Source organism: Synechococcus sp. R50.1 (genome assembly GCF_047462115.1).
In the GTDB taxonomy this organism is placed as follows: domain Bacteria; phylum Cyanobacteriota; class Cyanobacteriia; order Thermostichales; family Thermostichaceae; genus Thermostichus.
The window spans coordinates 1-24,389 of record NZ_JANSIN010000020.1 but is presented as its reverse complement, the minus strand read 5'-3'; the positions used below and the strand labels follow the sequence as shown (position 1 = coordinate 24,389).

Below are 24,389 nucleotides of genomic sequence, written 5' to 3'. Positions count from 1 at the left end.
GCGGGTGCGCTAGCTCCACCTTAGCTTACGGGTTTGGCTTGCCGTTCGGAGAAAATATTGATGTTCGCGTCGGCCTTGCAAAGCCCCACGGTCAAGATTTCCCAACAAGACAATGACTGCCCCCCAAAAGCCAACCTATCATCACCTGCACACCGCCCTTTGGGTGAGCGATCTGGCCAGAGCCGAACATTTTTACGGAACGGTGCTTGGGATCCCCAAGGTGGAACGGTTGCCGTTTGACTTTCCCGGCGCTTGGTATCAAGTGGGTTCCTCCCAAATTCATTTAATCGTGGCCGAGGAGCCGATGGATCCACGGCAGCGAAGCGGAACGGGATCCTCAAAGTGGGGGCGTAATCCCCATGTGGCGCTGGGGGTAGATGACTTGGAAGCGGTGAAGGCTCGCCTGCGGCAGGAAGGGTATGAGGTGCAACCGAGCGCTTCCGGGCGAGCGGCAGTGTTCGTCCGGGATCCGGATGGGAATGTGATAGAGCTAAGCTCGATTAGCGCAACTTAGCCATGAGCCATCTCCCCTCAGCAATGCCGCCGGTTGCAACAGCGTTGCGTAGCGATATGGGTTCTCGTTGCCAGTTCGATCCGGCCATCAGCCTGGTCAGTTCCGCACAGATGCAGCGCATTGAGGAGCAGATCTTCTCTGCCGGCATGCCCGTTGCCGCTCTGATGGAGAAGGTGGGGCTGGCCGTTGTTGCTCAGTTGCAGAAGGATTTTCCGCAAGCCCATCGCATTGGGATCCTCTGTGGGACAGGGCACAACGGTGGCGATGGGTTGGTGGTTGGGCGGGAGCTGTGGCTGGCCCAAAAGTCGGTGAAGGTGTGGCTGGGCAAGCCGGATCTCAAACCCCTGACGGCAGACCACGCCCGCTATCTCAAGGCGCTGGGGGCAGAGTTTGTGGAGAGTCTTGAAGAGCTGGCCGATTGCGATTTGTTAATTGATGCCCTGTTTGGGATCGGTCTGAACCGGCCTTTGGGGGAGCCTTGGGCGGGGGCGGTGGGGTGGGCCAATGGCAGTGGGATCCCCATCCTTAGCCTGGATTTGCCGTCTGGCCTCAACGACCAAACCGGGGAAGTCTGGGGCTGCTGCATTCGCGCCAGCCATACCTATACCCTTGGCCTTTGGAAACGGGGGCTGTGGCAGGAAGCAGCTCTGCCTTGGGTAGGACGGTTACATCGCGTTGATTTTGGGATCCCCGCTTGGGCCTGCCCAGAGGATGAGGTTCCCCGGTTGTTGCTGCGGCCTTGGCAGCACTTTCCTGCGGATCCCCCTTTGGATACCCACAAATACCGCCAGGGATCCCTGTTGTTGGTGGCAGGCTCGGCAGCCTATGCTGGAGCAGCGGTGTTGGCGGGGCTGGGATCCCGCGCCAGTGGGGTGGGTATGGTGACGATGGCGGTGCCGGCGGAGTTGAAAGGACTGATCCACAGCGCCTTGCCAGAGGTTTTGGTTCATGCCTGGGAAGGGATCCCTTCTCTGCCGCCGGTTGCCGAGAAACCCTTTCAGGCGGTGGCCGTGGGGCCGGGCTTGGGAGAAACCCGCTTACCGCTGCTGGAACTCCTGCTGCGGGATTGGGCCGGGATCCCCTGGGTTATCGATGCCGATGGCCTCAATGCTCTGGCGGAGATGGGGGTAGAGCGCCTGCCAGAAAACGGGATCCAGGCCATCCTCACCCCCCACCTGGGGGAATTTCGGCGGCTTTTTCCGGGGATCCCGCTTGGGGATCGCATCGAGGCAGCCCAAAGGGCGGCAGCCCAGAGTGGAGCAGTGGTGGTTTTGAAAGGGGCGCGGACGGTGATCGCCTCTCCCACTGGGGAATGCTGGGTGAACCCGGAAAGCACACCGGCTTTGGCCCGCGGTGGCAGCGGCGATGTCTTGACCGGTTTGATCGGGGGCCTAGTGGCGCGAAGAAGAGCTCAAGCCGGTCAACCTTTGGACGCTCCCGCCCTGCTCAGTTGCGCCTGTGCGGGGGTGTGGTGGCATGCTCAGGCGGCTGTCCATCTGGCGCAAGAACGCGGCCTAACGGGAGTGGATCCGGCACGGCTGGCGGAGCATTTGCCCCAGGCGCTGCAAGCTCTTCAACAGGAGGAAGTTGTTCATACCGTGTCGCAGGCGGGTGAATAAATACTCTAAGTCATAGCCCAAGCCTTCCTGCTTGCTCCTACCCTCCACTAGGGGTCACCCGGTAAAGGGCACAGGAATAGAATTCTGGCTGGTTACTCGAAAGCCTTGGACAGGCCACCAAACCAAAGCCCGCATCCTCCACCACTATCTTCTCCGGCTGCAAGCTAAAATCCTGCGGGATCCGGAAAATCGGACTCAGGGATCCCTGAGGGGACACCCGTGCCAACCCACTGCGCCAAGACCCTTCTGCATCTTCCAAAAGACGACTCTGCCCCAACAAAGCCACTAAGTTGGCTCCTTGTAGGTCAATATCCCGGATGGGTACAGAATCTCCACCATTTTGTTCTCGTATCACCCGCCCATCCACCACTACCGCTAGCCCCTGACTGGGATTGGCCTTGAGAATACTCGGATTCCCTTGGTTATTGGCCAGAAAATAATACTCCTGCCCGACGAGCTTGGTTGCGGAGTTATCCGAGATAAGCGAAAACCCAGGCGGGAAAAAAGCACTCAAATCCATCACCTGAGTGGTTTGCCCTGTGGCATCCACCTGCAGCAACTCCTGACCACAACAGGAACGCAGCCAATCCCGACTTTGCCGAGCCATAATCACCGGGAAGCTATACCGGGTGAAAACGACGCTATTGCCCACCTGAACGAGGTTGGATAGGTATTCTGCAGTTCCTCTTCCGAAGGCCCCAAATGGGAGATCATCCACAAACGTCGAGACTTGGCCCTGGGCATTCACTTTGTTCAAAACCCCCACATTCCGGGTTCCAACCCCTGCATCAAAGCTCCGAGTGCCTTTCAGCAGCATCACCCCATCTTCAAATGCACCGATTCTGCGGAACCACTCTGAATAGCCTGGCCATTCATTTTTTTCTGCATTGTTTGACCAAGAAGATTAATTAGAGTTTCTTGGACATTAAACCTTTGCAATAGTGGCCTTAGAATATCATTTGCATTTGGGGCTTTTAGAAGAACACGAGCATATTGCCACGCTTGAGGGTCTGACAGTTCTGGCAGTGCTTCCCGAATCTTGAGTGCAATGGATGCAACGATTTGAAAGGTTGGGTTGTCTGCTGCTTGAGTTACATTTCCAGACGCAGTTATTCCTCCCAAAGCCATGCTGTAAGCAAGCCGATAGTTTGCGATGTCTTGCTCGAACCCAATATTGTCTTTGAGTCGGATCAATACATTCTCTTCATTTCCTCCAATGGCAGCAATGATTCTATCACGATTATCCTCAGCGTCACGTATTTCAGTTGCCAGTCCGTTAATATAGTAAATTTTAGACTTGAGGACAAGTGCAGCGGTATTGAAGCTGAAATTGGGAGAAATAACTGAGTGAATATTTGGTCTGTTTGGTAATGAGCAAGACTTGAGAATCAGTACAGACAGGCAACAGCACAATAAAACAACAAGACGAACAGTATTTCGACCGAACATCCATTTATCCTCACTAATCTAGCGAATTGGGTCAGTACATGTCCATTCTTCTGCGCCAACGACTTGTCCAGAGAACTTGGCATCAACAGTTAAATCTGCAATAACTCTTTCCTGGGTGTTAAGCATTTGAAATTGCACTTCCCTTCTTGCTTCAGCAACTTCATCAATCAGGTCGAATTCATTTGCCCCGCCAAATGCTAACCGCGCACATCGAATTGCTCGGAAACCATCAAGCACTCTTGCACGCACCTGGTCTCGACTATCCCTGTCAACATTCACGATGCTTGCCTGTAAAGCTTTGGCGTATCGCAGCATGGCCTTCCGCTTCAGCTCATCATTGGGATACCGGCGGTAAATCCAGCGCTGCACATCATCACGCACGCCATCTCCATCGGCATCAATCCCCTCCAAAGTTTGCTTGCCCGCCTCCCCTGGATCCGGTGGCAAATTCGGAAACAATCTATCCAGTTCATCGACCGGGATCATATCTGGAGAGGGATCCTCACCCGGATTTTCTGGCACAAATCCAGTAGTGGGATCAGGATTGGGCTCTTCTTCTGCACTGGGGGCAGAACCTCCCCCGCCACTGCACCCACACAGCAACACCAACACAGAAGAGAGCATCAACATAAGCAGTATCCTGAGGCCGTTCATAATCGCCTTGGTTCTAGCAGTTCAAGTGGCACAAGTGACCCCCACAGGGATCCGGCAATCCTTCTATTGGAGCTACAAGCAACACAAAATTAGGGCAGGGATCCCTAGAAGGAACTCTCTCAGGAGGATCTACCGTTCATCACCCGACAAGAGCAAGACTGGATTTGCAGCCTGATGCTCAAGTAGAAACTAACATCTGCTTCAACAAAGTGCAAGTGCGCTGCAACACACAGGCCCAATCTTTAGATTCGTCAGCGTATGATACGGAGCCCTTTTTTGAAGGGGAGAACCTTTAATGGCTGAATCCATCAAGCCAGGTGGTGAGGTCAATCAACGACTGGAACTCCAGCAAGGCTAGACCCAGCTCTTCCAAGCGCTCCACCGATAAAGACCGAATCTGAGCCTCCACCTCCTCAGGCAGGGATCCCATTTTGCCAATCTTCTCAGTGGGAAAAGCAGCCAGAAAGGAGTGACCACCTCAGGGATCCCCGTGGATTGTAGTTGACTGAGCTTGATTAGGGTCTTAGGAACCCCAGCGCTAAACCCAAGATAATAAACAAGCCAAAGCCAATCCGATAAACAATGAACAGCCAGGTGCTGCTGCGCTGCAAAAACTGAATTAGCCAATCGATAGACAAGTAGGAAAAGACGAAGGCCGAAAGCGTCCCCAACCCCTGCGGCAGCAGGGCCTCTGCCTCGAACTCGGAGATAAACTCCACAACCCCCGCCAAAAATAATGCCGGGATCCCCAGCAAGAAGGAGTAGCGAGCGGCAGCCGAGCGCTGCAAATGGAGAAACAGCCCTGCCGTCAGCGTCGAGCCGGAGCGCGACACCCCAGGGATCAGGGACAAAGCTTGGGCCAGCCCCACCCAGATCCCATCCCCAATGCCCAAGCTGTGAAGGTCTCGCTGGCGTTTGCCCGTTTGCTCTGCCCAGCCCAACAACAAAGCCAAGCCAATGGCTGCAGTGGCGATCACCCACAACTGGCGGGGTGGGGATCCCCAAATGGCCTTGATGGCCCACCCCACCACCACAATCGGCACCGTTCCCACCAAGATCCCGACCGACAGCCGCCAAGGCTCCTGCTGAAAATCTCGTTCTCGCCAAGCCTTCCAAGAGCCCAGGAGCAACTGGCGCAGGTCAGAGGCAAAGTAGATCAGCACCGCCCCCAAACTGCCCAACTGGATCACCGCCGTAAAAGAAGCGCCCGCATCCGGCCACCCCACCAAAGCCGGAAACACCCGCAGATGGGCCGTGCTGCTAATGGGCAGAAATTCGGTGATCCCTTGCACCATGCCCAAAATTAGAGCCTGCCACCAATCGGGATACCAGGTGTCAGCAAGCAACAAGGTAAACACTCCCCCACCCAAACTTGCCGGATTTGCACAATCCCCATTCTTAGAAAAACTCAGAACTCCGGCTTTTTCCAGCAGCCCATACCACGGCGAACAAACACTTGCAGAGGGATCCCACCCCAACTGGCCGGGAACTTGGGTGTCGCTGTCCCAGACCCGCAAAAGGGCTGTGCCTATAGGATCGCCGCAAAGATCAACAGTAGGTCAGATCATCGGGTCAATAGATCAGAAACCAATCCGCTCTGGGTCTTCAATGGTAATCAGCCAGTTGCCCACATTCCGGAAGAGGGGGTTGGGTTCCGTACCCCGTACCCGCGCCTCCACACGGTAGATACCGGCAGATGAAGGGTTGCGCACGTTGGAGAGCACCAGACGGATCTCCTGACCGGCAGCAATGGGTTGACGGGCCACCACCTCTAGAGAGCGAAACTCCTCGTTCCAGTACACTTGATCCAGCTCTACAGGCCGGCCTTCTACCTCCAGGCGGACACTTTCCGGATCGATGCGGCCATCGAAATTCCTGTCCCCGTTGATCTGCACTTCTGCCACCGCCACATTCTGGGGGGGAATGGTCAGGCGATAGCGATCCAAACGACTGCGAACCCCGCCAAAATCGAGCCGATAGCTGAGGACAGGCACCCCTTCACTGCCGGTGATCACCAAACCCGACTGCGCCTCTGCAGAATGGGGCATCACCAGGGATCCCAGGCTCCCCATCAACAGGCCCGCCAAGGCCAGCCTCATTCCTCGCCGAGCAAGGCCAAGTTCCTGCGAACATTTCCCTGCTCTCATCACTGCTCTCAACACCCAAACCTCCGCTGGTTGAAACACCTCAGCACCCTCAAAGCTTGCCAACGCAACCTGCAGCCAACCTAACCAGTGGCAAGACCGCCATCTCGCCGTCCATTGTAGGGGATGGGATCCCCTCTACCGAGAGAGCCTAGGGCTCACCGGGGTGCGCAAGTACGCAGTTCTGGCAGAGATCTCAACAAGAACTTTGGGCCACCATACCCACAGTGCAGCCCCCCACAGCGCCGATTGTAACGGCAAGATGCCCCTGCCCTTCTACTGCTTCTTCACTTGAGGAAACTCAGCACCCCCACCCCGATCACCATCAGCACCCAGAGCAGGGATCCCACCAAAATCACATTCTTGGCCCGGCTCCAGTCGCTGGCTGAGCTGTAGAGCACTGGCACCGCCACCACCAAGAGCAAGCTGTAAAGCACCAACACCAACAAAGCAATTTGGAAAACAAGCATCATCTTGCGGATCCCTCACAAAAGTCTTGTCTTGGATAAAAGCTCCCGGTAACACCGGATGGCAGCAGGATAAATAGGATGACGCTCTGACTATACCAAAATAGGATCCCTCTCAAAGCCAAATCCGTTGGGGCAGTTGATGGACTCACCTGGATACAGGCTGGAGGCGGAAGGGGTTAAAGTCGGTTGCCACATCGAAGTAGTCTTCTTGTTCTTGCTGCTTTAGCCAGCCGGTAATGGCATAGGTCAGGGGCGTAAACGCCACCTCAACGGCACACTTGAACACATAGTTGGAGAGTATTAAGCTGCCCAGGCCGGGGAACACCCCCCAAAAAGCCAAAGTGACAAACAGACCCGTGTCCACCGCTTGGCCCACCAGGGTAGAGCCGATGGTGCGTGTCCACAGCCACCGTCCCCGCGTCCACACCTTCATCCGGGCCAGTACATAGGCGTTGGCAAAGCTGCCTCCCCAATAGGCGATTAAGCTGGCCAGGACAAGGCGGGGCGTCAGGCCCAGAATCTGGTCGTAGGCTTCTTGATAGGGCCAGTCGGGGGCGGCCGGCAGGGATCCCACGATCATGAACGTTACCGACATGAGGGCCGCCGAGATAAATCCCAGCCAGATCACCCGTCGCGAGCGGGCATAGCCATAGACCTCCGTGAGGATGTCGCCAAAGATATAGCTGAGGGGGAAGAGAATGGTGCCCCCGTCAAAGGTAAAGGGCCCCAGAAGAACGATCTTGGTCGAGGCAATGTTGGAAATCAGCAGCACGGCCACAAAGAGGGCCGTCACTGCATCCAGGTGCCGATAAGCTCGCTCAAAAACCCTCTCAGACATCAGGATCCTCCTAGAAGTTTACGGATCTGTCGCAGCTCCTTGACGATCAAGGCCAAACCCTGGGCATGTCGCTCCACTTCGCCGGCGAGCTTGCTGATCTGGGCCTCCAGATTGCTGCTGCGGGATTCCTGACGCGCCAGGCGTTGGTTGATCCCAGAAAGCCGCGCCACCACCTCCCGCTGGATCAAGTTTTCCGTACCTTGAATCAGCAGCGTCTCGATGGCGGTGAGCCGGTTCAGAATCAGTTGGGTGTTGGTTTCGGATCCCGGCTCCGGTGCGGCGGCAGGAGCGACCTGGAGGGCCTTTTGGATGCGAGCCAAAAGGGCATCTGCCTCAAACGGTTTCTCGATAAAGTCAAAATCGACAAAGGGCTCAGGGATGCGGGCAGTCACCTGTTCCTTCAGCCCCGACATCATGATGATAGGAGTATTTTTCAGACTGTCTTCGCGGCGGATGGCCTGCAAGGTGTCGTAGCCATCCATCTTGGGCATGACAAAATCCAGCAGGATCAGGTCGGGGTGATGTTTTTTGGCCGCTTCCAGCCCTGTCAACCCGTCTTTGGCCTCCACCACTTGGAACTGATCGGCCAAGATGCTGGCCACCATCTTGCGAATCATGATGCTATCGTCAATGACCAACACCGTCTTGGTTGTCATGCTGAGGCGCTCCCTCTTCCCATTATCAAATCGACCTGATCAGCCCCTTCCTCCAGCTCATAGGGCAATCGGGGACATCCTTTTGAGGACACCACTAGAGTACTCCCCTGCTTGGCCAGATGGGGTGTGCTCAGGGATCCAATTCCGCCAGGTTTTCCCCGCGCCCAGCGGCTGCCGGCCCGGCGTGGCCGCCTTGCTATAATTAAGTGTAAACAAACGTTAAGCCTTCATTCTTCATTCGCACCTTGCAGGGTTATGAGCCTACAACTAAGTCCTGAGCTGTCGCTGCCGATCCCATCTCCAGTTGGAGAAGCTGCCTACCGCGCTTTTCAGTGGGGCAAAAACATCTTCGGCTTTGCCCACAAAGCGCTCTCCACCCAAGCTTCAGATCTGATGCTCTCCGTGCTCAGGGATCTGCAAAGCTTCTCCTCCGGGAGGACCCCGCCGCCGCGGGCCAAGGTGCGGGTGAGCGCTGACACGCTACAGGTGTTGCGGGCCCGTTACGAACAACTCCTGCAAGCGGACTGGCAAGATGCTGAGGCAGGGTACTACCCTCACGCGCTCCTGTTCGACAACCCCTGGCTGGACTTTGCCCGCTATTACCCACAGGTGTGGTTGGATTTGCCGCAAATTACTCGGCGGGTTCACAGCAAGCGTTACCAAGAGTTTTCTCAAGACATCTCCACCGAGGGCTATCCGAAATACTACCTGCAAAATTTTCATTACCAAACCAACGGCTACCTGAGCGACAGCTCGGCTGAGCTTTATGACCTGCAGGTGGAGCTGCTGTTTGGGGGCACAGCGGATGCAATGCGCCGTCGGGTGATTCGCCTGCTCAAAGATGCCTTGGATCCCACCTTGGTCAGCCCCCACATCCTCGATGTAGCCTGTGGCACGGGGCGGATGCTGCGCCTACTGCGGGGATCCCTGCCCAAAGCGGCTTTGTACGGTCTGGATCTTTCCCCCGCCTATCTGCGCAAGGCCAACCGACTGCTGCAGGAGCTGCCGGGGGAGCTGCCCCAGCTTATCCGCGCCAACGCCGAGGCCATGCCCTATGCCGATGCCACCTTTGACGCCGTCATCAGCGTTTTTCTCTTTCATGAGCTGCCTGGCCCGGCCAGACAAAATGTCATCAACGAGATGAGTCGGGTGGTGAAGCCAGGGGGCGTGGTGGTCATCTGCGACTCGGTGCAACTGCTGGATTCGCCAGAGCTGAAGGAGACGATGGAAGCCTTTATGCAAACCTTCCACGAACCCTACTACCGCGACTACATCCACGACGATCTGGGGGTGCGCCTGCAACAGGCAGGCTGTGCGGTGCTGCGCCGGGAGACTCACTATGTCAGCGCCTACACCCTAGCCCGTAAGGGTTGAGCGCCCTTTCCACAAGCTTAAGAGGAAGAGTAAATCGGCGGTCACTTGTCCAGAGGGTGTATAGTAGTTTTAGACACGAAACCTTGGATGAGAAGACGGGCCACTGACTGGATAACCCTTGGGTGCAAGTCCGTCCGAACTCTTTTCTTGTACTTAGGCTCATGTCCCACCCCCATGGATCCCTCCGCGCCGGTATCACTGCTCTCAAGCAGGAGCGCTACCTGGAGGCGATCAACCTTCTCGAGTCCTTCTGCTACTGCTGTTCCATCCAAGAAAGACAAGAGAGTTTGTCCCGCCGCCTGAGCGAGCGCAATGGCTCGAGGGCAGATCCGGAAGAATGCGTTTTGGCTCGTGTGGCTCTGATTATGGCTTATCAGGGCAGCGGCGACTTGGAGCGCTCAACTGCCCTTTGCCAAGAGCTGTTGGAGGAGAAGGAAACTCCTGAGTCCGCTCCCTGGGCTCGGGAATGGGCAGCTCAGGCTCTACCTACCCTCAAGCAGGCTTCAGAACACTCCATGCCCCCTGAGGAAGTCATGGCGCGGCTACCCGTTCTCCGGCAGTTGGAAGACTGTCAGCCGCTGTGTAGCTCCCGCGATCCGGCTCCGCATCTGCTCAAATCTGCCTCTCTCTGAGGGAGAGGATCTGCAAGGAGCGGTGGACGCCCGGCTCTAGCCTTTATTCTCAACACAGTTCCACAGCAATCTTATGTCTGCTGCCGAACCGACTACCTATCATTTTGTCGTTGCCAGCCTGTCTTTCTTACGTTCTGAGCCTCTGGAAGAGGTGCTGGAGGAGCGTCGTCGATACTGCGAGGAGCGCCATTGCCCTGTCGATTTCTTCTGGGTGCCCCAGCCGGCCTTCATGGAAGCTCCAGAGTTAAAGCCCCTGCGGGACAAGTTGAAGGAGCCCCTGGGGGCAGTGGTATCCACCAACGCGGATTTTATTCGTTGGCTGAGCCTGCGCTTAACCTTTGTAGAGAAGGGCAGCTTTGTGGCTCCCAGCGAGTCGATCCCGGATCCCTTGCGCTCCTTGTCTGCCGCAGGAAGCTAGGCCTGCCGATTCCCAAGATTTGGGTTGGTGGATTGGAAGGCGGGCCAAGATAAGATCGGGGCACCCCATTTCCACTTTTGTTTGCTGACGGGATCCCATTCTGTTGTGGGGCCGACGTCGGGGAAATGGGTAGGTCACCTGGGGAGCATCATGACTTGGGAGCAACGATGGGGCTGGCCGGAGGGAGGGGCAGGGATCTGCCACCCCAGTTCCCCTCTCCAGAATCCCCCACCTGCGTCAACGCCAACTTGGGGGCTGAAGTCAGAAGCTCTCTTGCCTGAGCCGACAGCAAGCCCCGCCCTCAGCTCGCCGGAGTGTTCTCCTGGGGATCCCCTGCCAGAGCCACCCCCTGAGGATCCCGAAAAGGGGCAAAAAGCAGAGAAGGAAGATCAAGGTCTGTCTGAGCCGGGCCTGAGCAACTTTGTAACCGTGCTGCGCCGGCGCAATTTCCTGCTGCTGTGGATGGGGCAGGCGTGTTCCCAGTTGGCGGACAAGGTGTTGTTGGTGCTGCTGATTGGGTTGGTTGCCCGCGAATTTCAGCCGGAAGGGGCTTCCATCAGCGGTTGGGTCTCGGCCATCATGCTGGCTTTTACGCTGCCGGCGATGCTATTGGGCAGCCTGGCAGGGGTATTTGTGGATCGCTGGCTGAAAAAAGGGGTGTTGGTGCTCTCCAACCTGGGGCGTGGGATCCTAGTGCTGCTGTTGCCGCCGCTGCTCTGGCTCACTGCCGGGCGCGACCTTTGGCCGGGGATCCCCTTGGGGTTTGCGGGGCTGTTGCTGGTGAGCTTTGCCGTCTCGGTTCTGACCCAGTTTTTTGCTCCTGCCGAGCAGGCGACTTTGCCCCTGATCCTGCCGAAGCGAGAGCTGCTGGCGGCCAACTCCCTGTACACCACCACGATGATGGCTTTGCTGATCGTCGGGTTTGCCGTGGGGGAGCCGCTGTTAACCCTGGCAGATCGTTGGGTACGCCATTGGTTGCCGGGCTGGGAAGTGGGGCCGGAGCTGTTGGTGGGGGGAGCCTACCTCTTGGCGGGATCCCTGCTATTGCTGCTGCAACCCCACGAGAAGCTAGAGCCCCGGCGTTGGGAAGTCCCCCACCTCTGGGAAGATCTCCGCTTGGGCCTGCAATATGTCAGCCAGATGCCCCTGATCCGAGCTGCCTTGGTGCAGGTGGTGGTGCTCTACTCGCTGTTTGCGGCGCTGGCAGTGTTGGCGGTGCGCATGGCTGAAGTGATGGCAGAGCTGAAGCCGGATCAGTTCGGGGTGTTGTTGGCCGCTGCTGGCCTAGGCATGGGGATCGGCGCCTTTTGGGTGGGCCATACGGGCCGACGGGTGAGCCGCCGCGCCTGGGTTGGCCTGGGATCCCTGCTGCTCTGTGGGGCTCTGGCAGCCCTCTCCTGGACGACCCACTGGTTGCTGCCCAGCTTGGGCTGGATTGCCCTGTTGGGCTGTGGCGGGGCTCTGGTGGCGGTGCCGATGCAAACCTTGATCCAAGAGGAAACGCCCGACCATCTGCGGGGCAAGATTTTTGGGCTCCAGAACAACGCCGCCAACATTGCCCTCAGTTTGCCGCTGGTGTTCACGGGATTGGCAGAAGCCCGCCTTGGCCTTCCCTGGATGTTTGTGGCCCTGTCTGTTCTGGCGGGGCTGGCGGGGCTGTACACCTGGAGCCTATTGGGCAGAGAGGTCTCGTAAATCCTGCCGCAGCGCGAGGTTGGATATCCTCTTCCGAGGGGACGGGCCAAGGCAGGAGCTAACTCTGCTACTCTTGTAGAGGCTTGAGCATCGAGACTCCCTTTGCAGCTCAGCGTTTTAGCTCCGCGGGGATCCGCCCATGCACATCGCCTGGATAGGCAAAAAAACACCTTTCTGTGGCAACGTCACCTATAGCCGCGAGGTGACCAACGGCCTTTTGGATCGGGGACATCAGGTTAGCTTTTTTCACTTCACCAACGACGGCCAATCGCCCGCTCTGGATCCCGGTGGTGAAGGCTGGAGGGCGGAGCTGGATCGTCGAGACGTTTCCCTCCCCTGTCTGTACAAATCGCAGATTTACACGATCCCGGCCCCCAACGCCAAGCGGTTGCTCACCCAGGCCCTCAAGGAATTGCAGCCGGATCTGGTACATGCCTCCTTGACCATTTCTCCCATCGACTTTGTGTTGCCGGAGATCTGCGCTGAGCTCAACCAGCCGCTGGTGGCTACTTTCCACCCGGCCTTCGACCGACGGCGGCGCAACATCGCCTCTCGCACCCAATACTTGGCCTACCAGCTCTACGCACCGTGTTTGGCCAACTATCACCGCACCATCGTCTTCTCGGAAACGCAGCGGGAGATCTTGGTCAAGCTGGGGGTGCGCCCCCAACAGGTGGTGGTCATTCCCAATGGTGTGGATGTGGACAAGTATGCGCCTGGGCCCTCCACCCTCAAACAGCGGTTGGGACTGGAGCGGATCTTCGTCTATCAGGGGCGGGTTTCGCCGGAGAAAAACCTGGAGGCCCTGCTCAAGGCTTGGAAACACTCCCAAATGGGGGAGAAGTGTGGTCTGCTGATCGTGGGGGATGGGCCGCTGCTCAACACCCTCAAGCCCTTCTACACCCTTCAACATGGGATCCACTGGCTGGGCTATATTGCCGACGAGCAGCAACGCATCGAGATCTTGCGAGGAGCCGATGTGTTTATTTTGCCCTCTTTAATCGAGGGGCTCTCTTTGTCCCTGTTGGAGGCGATGGCCTGTGGGCTGGCAGCAGTGGCCACCGATGTGGGTGCCGATGGCGAGGTTTTGGCCGATGGAGCCGGGATCCTGCTGGATCCGACACGGGTGACGGCGGAGCTGCAAACGCTGTTGCCTTTGCTGCGGGATCAACGGGAGTTTACCCAACTGCTGGGGATGAAGGCCCGCCAGCGGGTGCTGGAGCGCTATACCCTCAGCCACAACATCAACCAGGTGGAACAGCTCTACCGAGAGCTGTGCCAGGGATCCCGTCAGCCTCGCCGGGTGTGAGGGAAAATGAGGATCTTGATCTTTGTGTGATAAAGCTTGTGAGATTTTTGCTAAGCTGTTTCGTTACGTTTCCAAGGGATTAAGCCAGCCTTCCCGATGGATGATCACAGCCCCCAAAAGGCCGTTTCAGGGCAGCCCTCTGCCGGGCTGTCGAGCTCTTTGGGGTCAGAGTCCTTGCTGGCCCAGGATTCAGGCAAAAGTCCCTTTCCCCCCAATGCTCCGTCGCTGCCGCCTACGGACAATTCGGGGGACTTGCGCTCAGCTCAGACCGGCCAGGATGAGGATCCCACCTCTTCAGGTGCCGTTGCGTCCGATGATAGAGAGCTGCCGGAGGTCAAGCCGGCCATTGTGCCTGCCCCTGCAATGCCGGATCGGGTGGCAGAACTGGAGAGAGAACACCATCGGATGCAGTATCTGCTGGCGTGGCTGGCTTTTGCTCTGCGCTCTTTTAACAACTTGAACCAGATCCTGGAGCTGACGGCTTTTGTGGCCAGCCAACTGACCGATGCCGAAGGCGGAGCCCTGGTTTTGTTCAATCCCAACGGCACCATCCAGTTGGATCAACTGCATTGTTCCGATCTCAATCACCGCGAGCAGATTCGGGCTGAGATGGAGCAAATTACCCAGACCCTCTCGGCTCAAGAGCCCATTCTCAAAACGGAGGGATCCCTGTCTGTTGAGATCCCTGCCCTTGAACACCTCTTGGACGAACGGTTCCGCCAGAGCTTGGGGCCGGATGTACGCCTTTTCGGCACGCCGCTGCTGATTCGCAACTCTGTCCAGGGTCGCTTGTACGTCTTCAGCCGTCAGCCTGGTTACCACTGGGATGAACGTCGCCAACAACTGTTGCGCTTGGTCGCCGATCAGGCGGGGGTGGCCATCGAAAACGATCGCTTGACGGCAGCCTTGCGCCGCAAGATGGCCCTGGAAAAAGAGATGGAGATCGGCTCCTACATCCAGACCCAACTGCTACCCCGCGAGTGCCCTCAAGTCAAAGGCATTCGCCTGGCAGCCCGTTGCCGGGTGGCCAGCAAAGTGGGGGGCGACTACTATGACTTCATCAAGATTCCCGGCGAACGCCTGGAAACATCCGACTCATCTGAAGAAACGGCAGGCTTTCGCTTGGCCATCGTCATTGGGGATGTGATGGGCAAAGGGGTGCCCGCCGGCCTGTTGATGACCATGACCCGCGCCATGGTGCGGGCGGAGGCCCTCAACCGCCATTCGCCGGCCCGTGTTCTGCAACATCTGAACCGGGCCATGTACAGTGACCTGGAAAACTCCAATCGCTTCATCAGCCTGTTTTATTCGGAGTACGATCCCCGCTCCCATCGCCTCTGCTTCAGCAACGCGGCCCACAACCCCACCCTGTGGTGGCAGGCCCGCACCCGAGAAATTCAACCCCTGGACACAGAGGGGGCGCTGATCGGCTTGGAAGAAAACAGCCACTACTCGGAAAGCTGCGTGCAACTGCAACCCGGGGATGTGGTGGTGTACTACACCGATGGCTACACGGAGACAGCCAACACCCGCGGCGAGCGCTTGGAAACCTCTGGGCTGATGGACGCCATCCAGTACGCTGCCCGTCGCTACGACTCCCCCGAAGACATTTTGGAGAGCTTGTTTGAGCAGATGGATGCCTTCCGAGGCCGTCGGGGATCCCATCCTCTTCCCCTGTGGCTGCCTGCGGATCCAGAGCTCCTGTTGCAGGATGAAATTTCCCTGCGGCCTGAGCCCGTGGACGACACAACGCTGGTGGTGTTGAAGGTGTTGCCGGACTCTGAGCCAGCCTAGCTAAAAAAGTTCAAACTCAGGGTTAATGACAGCAGGCCGCAACGCTCACAATAGCTCAAGCAAGCTACTCAACGCTACTGGGCTGGGCAGCAACGGTGGGTTGGTTGACGTGGTTTTGCCGGACTACTAGGCTAGTTGGTTAGTTCTGGCATGCGTTCTGCATGGGCTAAAGCCTGCTCCAGCTTTAGTCTGTGTAGCTCTCTCAGAGAGCAAGGAGCGGCTACCTGCAGCTTGCGGGGAAGTCACGCCTGTGGAGATCCCTCTGGCGGGGCAGTGGGGGTGATCTCTGCTGCCAGCCATAGTTCGTTAAGGCAGGAAGAAAGCAGAAGCGCGGCAGACGCTGAGCACTCCGCGCCGCCGGTGTGAGTGGAAGTGTTTGTTGGCGTTTCGTAGGTCTTTCAGAGCGGTACGCTCTAGCTGGTGGAGCTACCAGGTTGGCTGCACTGTGTTATCTACACCTGAGGTACAACCATGAACTTCTCTCCTTCTGGGTCTGAAACCGCCTCGGTTTACTTGCCGGCCCCCGCGGCTTTCCAGACGGAAATGATTGTCGGGCAGGTGTTCCGACAGGATGTGCTGGGCGATATCCGCAAGGGTTGGAATGGCTTTGTGGAATCGGGCCAAATTTGGGCGCTCTTGGCAGGGATCGTAGTGGGCTACATGCTCAAGAGCATCACCAGCTCCCACTAGGGCCTTGTCACCATTGCTCTAGCTGGATCCATTGGGCCTGGGCCGGCGGGGTTTTGGCCGTCGGCGGTCGGTTTCTGTGTTTTTTCTCCACAACTGCAGTGGGGTCTTCCTACGGTGGTCAATCCTTCTCCCCATTCTTCCGGTTCCCAGCCAATGTCTGAGCCGACGGTAACTTCCACCCCTCGCCCCTGGAGCCAGCGCTTTGAGGGATCCCTGCATCCTGCCATCGCCCGCTTCAACGCCAGCATCGGCTTCGACATCCGCCTGCTGCCCTACGATGTGGCCGGATCCCTGGCTCATGTGCAAATGTTGGCCGCTTGTGGCATCCTGACCCGGCAAGAGGCCGACCAGATCCGGCAGGGATTGGAGCAGATCCAACAGGAGGCGGCTGCCGGCACCTTCCGGCCCGATCCAGAGGCAGAGGATGTCCACTATGCCGTCGAGCGTCGTTTGGTGGCTTTGGTGGGGGAAGTGGGAAAAAAACTGCATACCGGGCGCTCCCGCAACGACCAAGTGGCCACCGATCTGCGCCTCTATCTGCGGGATCAAATCGATCACCTTCGTCAAGCTCTCTGGGAGCTGCGCGGAGTTTTGTTGGACTTGGCCGAGCGGCATCTGGAGACGATCCTGCCCGGCTACACCCATCTGCAACGGGCTCAGCCGATTAGCTTAGCCCACCACCTCTTGGCCTATGAAGAAATGCTCTGGCGAGACTGGCAACGGCTGGGGCGGGTGCGGGAAGAGGCGAATGTCTGTCCTCTCGGATCCGGAGCTTTGGCCGGCACTTCCCTGCCCATTGATCGGCAGCTCACCGCCCATCTGCTGGGATTTGAGCGGATCAGCGCCAACAGCTTGGATGCCGTCAGCGACCGAGACTACCTGGTGGAGTTCCACGCTGCCGCCAGCTTGATTTTGGTGCATCTCAGCCGCCTCTCGGAAGAGGTGATCCTCTGGGCTTCCCAGGAGTTCGGCTTTGTCACCCTCACCGATGCCTGTGCCACCGGCTCCAGCCTCATGCCCCAGAAGAAAAATCCCGATGTGCCGGAGTTGGTGCGCGGCAAGGCGGGGCGGGTGTTTGGCCATCTCCAGGCTTTGTTGGTCACCTTGAAGGGGCTGCCGCTGGCCTACAACAAAGATCTCCAAGAAGACAAAGAGGGGCTATTCGACACGGTCGATACCCTGAAAGCCTGCCTAGAGGCGATGACCCTTCTGCTGCGGGAAGGGATCCAATTTCAACCTGAGCGCATGGCGGCTGCTGTGCAGGAAGATTTCTCCAACGCCACCGATGTGGCCGACTACTTGGTGCGCAAAGGGATCCCCTTTCGCACAGCCCATGATTTGGTGGGGCAGATTGTGCGCATTTGTTTGGCAGAGGGGATCCTGCTGCGGGATCTGCCCTTGGAGCGCTGGAAAACCTTCCACCCGGCCTTTGAGGCGGACATTTTGACGGCCATTGAGCCCCGCCAGGTGGTGGCCACGCGGCTCAGCGCCGGGGGAACGGGCTTTGCTGTGGTGCGAGAAGCCCTGCAACGGGCCCAGGCCCGCCACCAGCAGCCAGAGCCATCGGAAGAAACTCCACAAACTTAAACTGAACTCAAGGAGAGTTTGCAATTCTTGGGTTCTTCTCGCCAGTGTGTGCCATCCTGAGGTTCTCAGCCATCCAACGCAACTCCCAGCCTGTTGGCCTCTTCCCTGGGTATCGTTCCATGTTGGATAACCTCACCGCCCACGTCCTCGAAAATGCGGCCAAGCGTCGCTGGCGGGAACGCGCCTACAGCCGATTTTTGCAAGATTGGCGACGGCAAGTGGTGCTGCTGCGCCGTCAACGGGCCGGCGAATTTGGCCCACCCCTGGGGGATCCCTCTTGTGTTTTCAGTGCCCACTCGGCTTGGTTGCGCTGTGCCGTCCATCCCCAAGGGCCGTGCCAGGGTTGCCCCCACTATGCCCCCGTCACCCCTCCAAAGCCAGAGCCACCTCTGGGTTCACTCGATGGACGGGTCTGACCGCGCCACACTGGTGGCCGAACATTTTCAGCAGCGGCGGCCTCTGCGGAACGGCCTGCCCGTTGCGCCCCAATGGCATCCGCTGTAGCTAAGTTGAGGGATCCCCGGCCAACTTGTGCCAGAATAAAAGAACGGTAACTCCATCGGCAAAGGCGAGATTCATGGCCCTCTACCTCTCGGCAGACCACCTTCACAGCATCCGCCAGCACGGCGAACAAGCCTTTCCCCACGAGAGCTGCGGCATTTTAATTGGGGAAATCCGGGGATCCGACAAGATCATCCACGAGCTTTGGTCGGTGACCAACACCTGGGATCAAGCGGAAAACCCTCTGGCAGACGGGGAATCCAGCCGCCGCCGCTTCTTGATCGATCCGGCGGATTTCAAGCGGGCCAACGACCATGCGGTGCGCAAAGGGCTGGGGATCCTGGGCACCTATCATTCCCATCCCAACCATGCGGCCATTCCCTCCGAGTTTGATCGGCAGCATGCTTTTCCTTGGGGCTTTTCCTGTGTGATCGTCAGTGTGCGCGAGGGCAAGGCAGAAGAGGTGGTGAGCTGGGTTTTGGATGAGCAGGAGCAGCCCCAACGGGAGCCGATGCAGATGCTGGAAGACATTCGCATCCCCCCACTCCCGGCTTTGGCAAGCTAGAGTCGTTTGGGCTTTGCCGCTGTTTGAGGCTGAAGTTCACGGCTAAGTACAGTTGGGATCCTTGAAAGCTGGGATGGGTGCCACCGGAAAAAGCGGTAGTCTAGTGCTGAACCTTGTCTGTAACATAGCTGAATCCTCAAAGTCAGTAGACAGCCCCAACAAGATCGACAAACGGATAGGTCAGCCCAGATCCTCTGGATCCTCAAAAGTCTCCAGTAGATACCCAAGATCTCTCCCCGAACTCCCATGGCAACCAAAGTTCTGATCCCCTCTCCCCTGCGCCCCTACACCGACAACCTGGAAGCTGTCGAGATCGAGGGCAGCAATGTCGGCGAAGTGATGGGCAACCTCATCGCCCGCTATGGCGAGCTGAAGCGCCACCTCTACACCGAGGATGGGAAGCTGCGCAATTTTGTCAATGTCTACCTCAACGACGAGGATGTGCGCACGTTGCCCCAAGGCAACAACACCCCCGTGGGAGAACAAGCCGTCATCAGCATCGTTCCCGCTATTGCTGGAGGGTTGTGAGCATGTTGAACCTGGACACCAGCCAAGTCAGCCTCTCCCGCGAGGAGATGGAGCGGTTTTCTCGGCATTTGATCCTGCCCGAGGTGGGCCTAGAAGGACAGAAGCGGCTGAAAGCGGGCAAAGTGCTGTGCATCGGCACAGGCGGCCTTGGCTCGCCCCTGTTGCTGTACTTGGCGGCAGCCGGCGTGGGGCGGATCGGCATTGTCGATTTTGATGTGGTGGATGTGTCCAACCTGCAGCGGCAGGTGATCCACGGCACCTCCTGGGTGGGCAAGCCGAAGGTGGAATCGGCCAAGAACCGCATCCTGGAGATCAACCCCCACTGTCAAGTGGATGTTTACAACACCGCCCTGAAGGCCCACAACGCACTGGAGCTGTTTGCCAACTATGACGTGATTGTGGATGGCACCGATAACTTCCCCACCCGTTACCTGGTGAACGATGCCTGTGTGCTGACGGGCAAGCCCAATGTCTACGGCTCGATCTTCCGCTTCGAGGGACAAGCGACGGTCTTCAACTACGAAGATGGGCCCAACTACCGGGATCTCTACCCCGAGCCGCCCCCACCAGGACTGGTGCCCTCCTGCGCCGAGGGGGGAGTGTTGGGGATCCTCCCCGGCATCATCGGTGTTATTCAAGCTACCGAAACCGTGAAGATCCTGCTGGGCGTGGGCACAACCCTGAGCGGGCGGCTGCTGCTTTACGATGCCCTGAACATGAGCTTCCGGGAGCTGAAGCTGCGCAAAAACCCGGCTACTCCGCCCATCACTGAGCTGATCGACTACGAACAGTTCTGCGGGATCCCGCCAGCCCAAGCCACAGAACAAGCTGGCCAGACAGAGATCCCCGAGATCACTGTGGCCGAGCTTAAAGCGCGGATGGATGCTCACCAAGACTTTGTGTTGGTCGATGTGCGCAACCCAAATGAGTGGGAGATAGGCCGGATCCCTGGTGCTCACCTGATCCCCCTGCCCCAAATTGAAAACGGCGACGGGGTGGAGCAGGTGCGTCGCCTCCTTAACGGCTCAGAGCTGATCGTCCACTGCAAGAGTGGGGCACGCTCGGCCAAAGCCCTGAAGATCCTGCAAGCTGCTGGGATCCAAGGAAAAAACCTGCGCGGGGGGATCCTCGCCTGGGCAGAGGCTTACGATCCCTCGATTCCCAAGTACTGACTCTGTCTTGGGATCCCTACCTGTCGCCCGGTTTGCTCTAGCATAGATCCGGCAGATCCGGTGCCCAGAGCCGGCTGTGCCAGGTTTTCCCTTTTTGCGTCCCCTTTTCCATGAGTGCCATCCCGCAGGCCGAGACAGAAACGATCTTCCACTCCATCCCCGAAGCCCTCGAAGACCTCAAGTGTGGTCGCATGGTCATCGTGGTCGATGACGAAAACCGAGAAAACGAAGGGGATCTGGTCTGTGCTGCCCAGTTTGCCACGCCCCAAGCTATCAACTTCATGGCCACCTACGGGCGGGGCCTTATCTGCCTGGCCATGCAGGGATCCCGCCTCGATGAGCTGAAGATCCCGCTGATGGTGGGGCAGAACACCGACAGCAACCAAACTGCCTTCACCGTCAGCATTGATGCTGGGCCAGAGGCTGGAGTTTCCACCGGCATTTCCGCCGCCGATCGCTCTCGCACCATTCAGGCGGCCATTCACCCGCACACGCGACCGGAAGATCTGCGCCGGCCTGGGCATGTCTTTCCGCTGCGGGCACGGGAGGGCGGGGTGCTCAAACGGGCTGGCCATACGGAAGCGGCGGTGGATCTGGCGATGTTGGCCGGGCTGTATCCGGCGGGGGTCATCTGCGAGATCCAAAACCCAGACGGCTCCATGGCCCGCCTGCCCCAGTTGATCGAATATGCCCGTCAGCACGATTTGAAGATCATCACCATCGCCCACCTCATCGAGTACCGCTTGCGCACCGAACAACTGGTTCACCGAGAGGCTGCCGCCACCCTGCCAACGGAGTTTGGCCAGTTTCGGGTTTACGGCTACCGCGATAGCCTCAACCAAGTCGAGCACCTGGCCCTGGTGAAAGGGGATCCGGCCCAATTTGCCGCTGAGCCCGTCCTGGTGCGCGTCCATGTGGAGTGTCCCCTAGGGGATGCGCTGGGATCCCTGCGCTGCGATTGTCGCCGCCAATTGACCGCCGCCCTGAAAATGATCGACCACCAAGGCAAGGGGGTGCTGGTGTACCTGCGCCGGCAAGAGCAGGAGCTGAGTCTCATCGAGCAAATCAAGTCCTACGCCCGGCAAGATCTGGGACTTTCTGAAACCGCGCCACCGGTGGCGATGGACTTGCGCGATTACGGCATCGGCGCCCAGATCCTACGGGATGTAGGGGTGCGCAAAATGCGCCTGATCAGCAACACCTCTCGCCACATCAGCGGCTTGAAAGGATTTGGCCTGGAAGTGGCCGAGCGCGTGCCCCTGCTGGTGGAAGAGCCGGATCTCAATTTGCATGTGGAGCCGTCCTGTTCCCTGAAACTGTTGCTGCACGACGCTGGCGCAACCGATTCCGGCTCAAGCCTGTAGCGCGTTGTAGGGCCGAGGGCTGCGGTAAAACAAAGACTGGGGTGCAGCCGGCTCGCCATCCACCACATAAGCCTTGGATCCCCAGCCCCAGAAAGACCAGAAAGGACGTTCGGGCCCCGATGGAGCCGTCATTGCTATGCGACGCTTCCGCTCTGGTGACAGGGGTGCGGAGCACTGGCGCGCCGGCGAGACGGAGTCCCTGGCTGTGGGGCTCAAGAGTTGCTTCGGCAAGACGGGAATGTCGGATCCCACCTGCGACCACACTTCATAGCCCTGAGGGCGCACCACCACGAGGCTGATCAGGGATCCGTGATCCATGTCGTAGCGGCAACTGGCGATGGCCTCTTGCAGCTGAGAAAAGCCCCGGTTGAAGACGTAAAAATGGTCTTGGAAGCGGATGGCCTCCCAGAAACCTTCCCGTGTAACCGCCACATAGTCGTGATTGGCGGAGGCGTAGTCGAGGATCACCATGCGTGTAAAGACTGATCAGCGATGAATCAAAATGAGAGAGCTTTTACCGTATTTTCACTTAAGCACGATCTTGGGCAGCCTGTCATCCGCAAAATGGCTCACCTGCAACAAGGCTTAATGCGTTTCTTTACTCTGCAAACCGCTGCCGCCCGCCTCTCTATCCCCTCCGGCTCCAGGGATCCCACCCAATTCCCGTCGCAGCTCGGCCATGGCTGCTTCTCCGATGTGGGGGGTGGCGCAGACTAGGTTGGGTGTGCGGATTAGATCGGCTCGGGCTTGGCGCACCAAGACCCGCAGGGTGGGGTAGCTGGCCTCATCGCAAATCAGCGTATGGGCGCGGCGGATTAGGGATCCCACCCGTTCCGTATCCGAGATCACTGCCGTCAGCACCAGCAGGTCTCCCCGCAGACTGTGGACGATCACCTCGGCAACCTCCAGCAGGGCAGTGCTGATGCTCACCAGCCCCAGACAGGCGTAGGAAGGCAATTGGCGGATCAGGGCAATTTCGCGGGCGTAGTCGGACACCTCCACTGTCAGAACACGGGCCCCCCGGGGTTGGGCAATGGCCTCGACGGCGCTGAGAAAATAGTGCAGCGTCACCACAGTGCCGGAATGGATCTGATCCAGAACGGTGGCCAGCTCCTCCAGGGGCACCAACTGGACCCGGATGCCCAAAGTCTGCTGGATTTGCTGGGCCATCAGTTGTCCTGTACCCAAATCCCGGTTGGGCACACACACCAGCACTTGGGCACTGCAGCGCAATCGCCAATCGATCTCCGCTAGCAGCAGATCCCGCACCTGCTCCAAAGAAAACCCCTGCTGCAGCAGCTGGTCGATGCCCTGGCGCACCTGCTCCAGGACCTGTCGGGATCGATCCAGGTTTTCCCCCAGGCCGCGAGAGTAGTTAACCACCTGGCGGGCGGAGCGGCTCACGTAAATGCCAGATCCAGCGCGGGTTTCCACCAGGCCCATAGCCTCCAATTGGCGGTAAACCTTGTGGATGGTGTTGCGATGCAGGCCTGTTTGCATAGCCAATTGACGGGTGCTGGGCAGGCGGCAGCCGGGAGGAAACTGCCCACAGGCAATGGCGAAGCAGAGCAAATTAAAGAGCTGCACGGAGCCAGGGATCCCGCTCCCCGGCTGGATGGAAATGCGCATCATGGCCCGCTTTTCTCCCTTTGACAACGCCGTTGCGAGCCCGTTTCTGGGCTACGTAAGAATCCCTCGACTTCAGTCGGCGGGAGTGTCAACTGCCTGCAAGATAGCGCCGACGCCGGATAGACAAGCTCCAGAGGAGATCGGGATTGAGAGCCCTATTCGGGGATGCGGTGCATCCGGCTGGGATCCCAACTTAAAGTCACCTCCGTCCCTTCCGGCAACTGCTGCAAATTCAGGCCGGGGTTGGGTTGCACAGCCAAAAGTTTCACCTCACAGCCCGACACCCATACCTGATAGCGAATGAAAGCCCCTAGATAAGCAGTGTCGCAAATCCGTCCCCGCAAGCGGCAGTGGCCATCGGGGATCCCTTCTTCAGCTTACTAGCGCAGGAGCCCCGCACTGTACCCGTAGGGTCAGTGTCGGGAGGAAAGCGCTTTGATGAAGTACAATGAACTTATGAGCCAAGTCCTGACCATCTCCTGCAAGCTCAAGGTGTCCCCGTCGCAAGCCGTTAAATTGGACGCGACGATGGATGCCTTTGTGCAGGCACTGAACTGGGTTAACCAGAACACGCCGGAGAAGATCGTCAATGCGGTCAAACTCCAATCCCTTTGCTACTACGAGATTCGCGCCCGATTCGGCTTGTCTAGCAACTTGGCCCAACAGGTCTGCAGACGGGTGGCCGGCGCCCGCAAAGTGGCGAGACAGCGCAACCGTCCAGTTAAAGAGTTCAAGCGTAGGTTCGCTACCTACGACGCACGCATCTTCTCGTTCCGTCAAAAAGACT

26 protein-coding genes and 2 pseudogenes are annotated in these 24,389 nt (G+C 58.3%); 16 read left to right on the top strand and 12 right to left on the bottom strand.

Translation table 11 applies throughout. The features are described 5' to 3' along the window. The first annotated feature begins 112 nt into the window (after window positions 1-112). Complete coding sequence (locus NW870_RS06965; RefSeq protein ID WP_414342431.1) at window positions 113-514, top strand: VOC family protein; 402 nt, start codon at window positions 113-115, stop codon at window positions 512-514. 56 nt (window positions 515-570) lie between these two features. Then, on the top strand, window positions 571-2,133 hold the full coding sequence (locus tag NW870_RS06960) for an NAD(P)H-hydrate dehydratase (RefSeq protein ID WP_414374588.1): 1,563 nt from the start codon (window positions 571-573) through the stop codon (window positions 2,131-2,133). A 37-nt stretch (window positions 2,134-2,170) separates the two neighbouring features. Here NW870_RS06960 and NW870_RS06955 read toward each other — a convergent pair whose 3' ends face one another. The 9 genes from NW870_RS06955 to NW870_RS06915 all read right to left on the bottom strand — a co-directional run bounded on the left by NW870_RS06955 (window position 2,171) and on the right by NW870_RS06915 (window position 8,344). Beyond that, the gene (locus NW870_RS06955; RefSeq protein ID WP_011433638.1) at window positions 2,171-2,950 is read right to left on the bottom strand and encodes a hypothetical protein; all 780 of its coding nucleotides are present in this window, start codon (window positions 2,948-2,950) and stop codon (window positions 2,171-2,173) included. Beyond that, window positions 2,950-3,582, bottom strand: coding sequence for a hypothetical protein (locus tag NW870_RS06950; protein WP_041436643.1), 633 nt, complete (start codon window positions 3,580-3,582; stop codon window positions 2,950-2,952). Before NW870_RS06950 ends, NW870_RS06955 begins: the two co-directional genes overlap by 1 nt. A gap of 18 nt (window positions 3,583-3,600) precedes the next feature. Then, entirely contained in the window at window positions 3,601-4,212 is a 612-nt protein-coding gene (locus NW870_RS06945) for a hypothetical protein (protein WP_414374585.1), read from the bottom strand. Between the two features lie 316 nt (window positions 4,213-4,528). Beyond that, complete coding sequence (locus tag NW870_RS06940) at window positions 4,529-4,666, bottom strand: DUF4351 domain-containing protein (protein ID WP_414374584.1); 138 nt, start codon at window positions 4,664-4,666, stop codon at window positions 4,529-4,531. A gap of 85 nt (window positions 4,667-4,751) precedes the next feature. Beyond that, window positions 4,752-5,585, bottom strand: a complete 834-nt coding sequence (locus NW870_RS06935) for an undecaprenyl-diphosphate phosphatase (RefSeq protein WP_414374582.1) — start codon at window positions 5,583-5,585, stop codon at window positions 4,752-4,754. 231 nt (window positions 5,586-5,816) lie between these two features. Next, the gene (locus tag NW870_RS06930) at window positions 5,817-6,335 is read right to left on the bottom strand and encodes a DUF2808 domain-containing protein (RefSeq protein ID WP_414374581.1); all 519 of its coding nucleotides are present in this window, start codon (window positions 6,333-6,335) and stop codon (window positions 5,817-5,819) included. A 332-nt stretch (window positions 6,336-6,667) separates the two neighbouring features. Then, window positions 6,668-6,853, bottom strand: coding sequence for a photosystem II reaction center protein PsbZ (gene psbZ, locus NW870_RS06925; protein WP_011433643.1), 186 nt, complete (start codon window positions 6,851-6,853; stop codon window positions 6,668-6,670). 142 nt (window positions 6,854-6,995) lie between these two features. After that, window positions 6,996-7,688, bottom strand: a complete 693-nt coding sequence (locus tag NW870_RS06920; RefSeq protein WP_414374579.1) for a queuosine precursor transporter — start codon at window positions 7,686-7,688, stop codon at window positions 6,996-6,998. Continuing rightward, complete coding sequence (locus tag NW870_RS06915; RefSeq protein WP_414374578.1) at window positions 7,688-8,344, bottom strand: response regulator; 657 nt, start codon at window positions 8,342-8,344, stop codon at window positions 7,688-7,690. The genes NW870_RS06920 and NW870_RS06915 overlap by 1 nt, the downstream gene beginning before the upstream one ends. Window positions 8,345-8,599: 255 nt before the next feature. Between NW870_RS06915 and NW870_RS06910 the strand changes: the two genes are divergently transcribed. The 13 genes and pseudogenes from NW870_RS06910 to ribB all read left to right on the top strand — a co-directional run. Next, the gene (locus tag NW870_RS06910) at window positions 8,600-9,718 is read left to right on the top strand and encodes a class I SAM-dependent methyltransferase (protein ID WP_011433647.1); all 1,119 of its coding nucleotides are present in this window, start codon (window positions 8,600-8,602) and stop codon (window positions 9,716-9,718) included. 161 nt (window positions 9,719-9,879) lie between these two features. After that, window positions 9,880-10,350, top strand: a complete 471-nt coding sequence (locus tag NW870_RS06905; protein WP_011433648.1) for a hypothetical protein — start codon at window positions 9,880-9,882, stop codon at window positions 10,348-10,350. A gap of 73 nt (window positions 10,351-10,423) precedes the next feature. Further along, window positions 10,424-10,768 carry an MgPME-cyclase complex family protein gene (locus tag NW870_RS06900; protein WP_414329330.1) on the top strand — a complete coding sequence of 115 codons (345 nt, stop codon included), beginning with the start codon at window positions 10,424-10,426 and terminating at the stop codon, window positions 10,766-10,768. 150 nt (window positions 10,769-10,918) lie between these two features. After that, window positions 10,919-12,463, top strand: a complete 1,545-nt coding sequence (locus NW870_RS06895) for an MFS transporter (protein ID WP_414374576.1) — start codon at window positions 10,919-10,921, stop codon at window positions 12,461-12,463. A gap of 139 nt (window positions 12,464-12,602) precedes the next feature. Further along, window positions 12,603-13,772, top strand: coding sequence for a glycosyltransferase family 4 protein (locus NW870_RS06890; RefSeq protein ID WP_414374574.1), 1,170 nt, complete (start codon window positions 12,603-12,605; stop codon window positions 13,770-13,772). Between the two features lie 159 nt (window positions 13,773-13,931). Continuing rightward, complete coding sequence (locus tag NW870_RS06885; RefSeq protein ID WP_414374573.1) at window positions 13,932-15,566, top strand: PP2C family protein-serine/threonine phosphatase; 1,635 nt, start codon at window positions 13,932-13,934, stop codon at window positions 15,564-15,566. A 471-nt stretch (window positions 15,567-16,037) separates the two neighbouring features. Beyond that, on the top strand, window positions 16,038-16,256 hold the full coding sequence (locus NW870_RS06880; protein ID WP_414356446.1) for a hypothetical protein: 219 nt from the start codon (window positions 16,038-16,040) through the stop codon (window positions 16,254-16,256). A 153-nt stretch (window positions 16,257-16,409) separates the two neighbouring features. After that, complete coding sequence (gene argH, locus NW870_RS06875) at window positions 16,410-17,843, top strand: argininosuccinate lyase (RefSeq protein WP_414342441.1); 1,434 nt, start codon at window positions 16,410-16,412, stop codon at window positions 17,841-17,843. A 119-nt stretch (window positions 17,844-17,962) separates the two neighbouring features. After that, a complete protein-coding gene (locus tag NW870_RS06870; RefSeq protein ID WP_414329336.1) occupies window positions 17,963-18,259 on the top strand; it encodes a DUF6464 family protein in 297 nt (98 codons plus the stop codon). Window positions 18,260-18,420: 161 nt separating this feature from the next. Then, window positions 18,421-18,909 carry a M67 family metallopeptidase gene (locus tag NW870_RS06865; RefSeq protein ID WP_011433657.1) on the top strand — a complete coding sequence of 163 codons (489 nt, stop codon included), beginning with the start codon at window positions 18,421-18,423 and terminating at the stop codon, window positions 18,907-18,909. Window positions 18,910-19,155: 246 nt separating this feature from the next. Beyond that, on the top strand, window positions 19,156-19,437 hold the full coding sequence (locus NW870_RS06860; RefSeq protein ID WP_011433658.1) for a MoaD/ThiS family protein: 282 nt from the start codon (window positions 19,156-19,158) through the stop codon (window positions 19,435-19,437). A gap of 2 nt (window positions 19,438-19,439) precedes the next feature. Next, window positions 19,440-20,609: a molybdopterin-synthase adenylyltransferase MoeB gene (gene moeB / locus NW870_RS06855; RefSeq protein WP_414374571.1), complete on the top strand. Its 1,170-nt coding sequence runs from the start codon at window positions 19,440-19,442 to the stop codon at window positions 20,607-20,609. A gap of 143 nt (window positions 20,610-20,752) precedes the next feature. Continuing rightward, a pseudogene (gene ribB / locus NW870_RS06850) lies at window positions 20,753-21,901 on the top strand (3,4-dihydroxy-2-butanone-4-phosphate synthase); the annotation flags it as partial. A gap of 60 nt (window positions 21,902-21,961) precedes the next feature. On the opposite strand, the gene NW870_RS06845 reads toward ribB, so the two are convergent. The 3 genes from NW870_RS06845 to NW870_RS06835 all read right to left on the bottom strand — a co-directional run bounded on the left by NW870_RS06845 (window position 21,962) and on the right by NW870_RS06835 (window position 23,946). Then, window positions 21,962-22,444, bottom strand: a complete 483-nt coding sequence (locus NW870_RS06845) for a hypothetical protein (protein ID WP_414374569.1) — start codon at window positions 22,442-22,444, stop codon at window positions 21,962-21,964. A gap of 114 nt (window positions 22,445-22,558) precedes the next feature. Continuing rightward, the gene (locus NW870_RS06840; protein WP_414329340.1) at window positions 22,559-23,605 is read right to left on the bottom strand and encodes a GntR family transcriptional regulator; all 1,047 of its coding nucleotides are present in this window, start codon (window positions 23,603-23,605) and stop codon (window positions 22,559-22,561) included. A gap of 152 nt (window positions 23,606-23,757) precedes the next feature. Continuing rightward, on the bottom strand, window positions 23,758-23,946 hold the full coding sequence (locus NW870_RS06835) for a TOBE domain-containing protein (RefSeq protein ID WP_414374567.1): 189 nt from the start codon (window positions 23,944-23,946) through the stop codon (window positions 23,758-23,760). 112 nt (window positions 23,947-24,058) lie between these two features. On the opposite strand from NW870_RS06835, the pseudogene NW870_RS06830 reads away from it, so the two are divergent. Further along, a pseudogene (locus NW870_RS06830) lies at window positions 24,059-24,389 on the top strand (RNA-guided endonuclease TnpB family protein); the annotation flags it as partial.